Genomic DNA, 535 nt, shown 5'->3' with positions numbered 1-535 from the left:
AGCTCGTGCCAGATCTTGCGGGCCCCGTAGACGCCGTAGTTCTCCGCGTGGATCCGCTCGATCACCGCGGTCAGCTCCTCATCGCGTCGGGAGCGGGCGCTGACGGGGCGGGTCTTGGCGGCGTAGTAGGTCGACGGTGCGATCTGTGCCGGCGTGCCTTCGAGCGCCTGCAGGACCGGCTGGACACCGTGTCGCTCCCGCTGGGAGTCGACGAACTCGACCTTCATCGCGACGGACGGTCCAACTCCGCCGCGAAGAAAGACGCCGCGGACTTCAGGATCTGGTTCGCCCGCCGCAGCTCACGCACCTCCCGCTCCAACGCGGCGAGGCGTTCCGCGTCGCTGCTGGTGGTGCCCGCCCGGTCGCCGGCATCAGTCTCGGCCTTCTTCACCCACGTGCGCAACGCCTCCGGATGAACCCCGAGCTGACCAGCGATCCGACGGATCGCGCCGACCGCGGACACCGGATCCCGACGGGCCTCGACCGCCAATCGAGTCGCACGCTCACGCAGCTCATCGTTGTACTTCTTCGGTGC

The 535-nt window shown here is 68.8% G+C and carries 2 protein-coding genes; both read right to left on the bottom strand.

The features are described 5' to 3' along the window. Nucleotides 1–227 (bottom strand): IS3 family transposase (locus tag AC1WTP_RS34485; RefSeq protein ID WP_481653388.1); only part of this gene is annotated, 227 nt, incomplete at its 3' end. Further along, nucleotides 224–535 (bottom strand): transposase (locus AC1WTP_RS34480; protein WP_481653387.1); only part of this gene is annotated, 312 nt, incomplete at its 5' end. The genes AC1WTP_RS34480 and AC1WTP_RS34485, both read right to left, overlap by 4 nt.

The sequence above is a fragment of the Micromonospora sp. R311 genome (assembly GCF_056780015.1).
The sequence above is the reverse complement of the archived record's forward strand: the minus strand, read 5'-3'. Positions and strand labels throughout refer to the sequence as shown.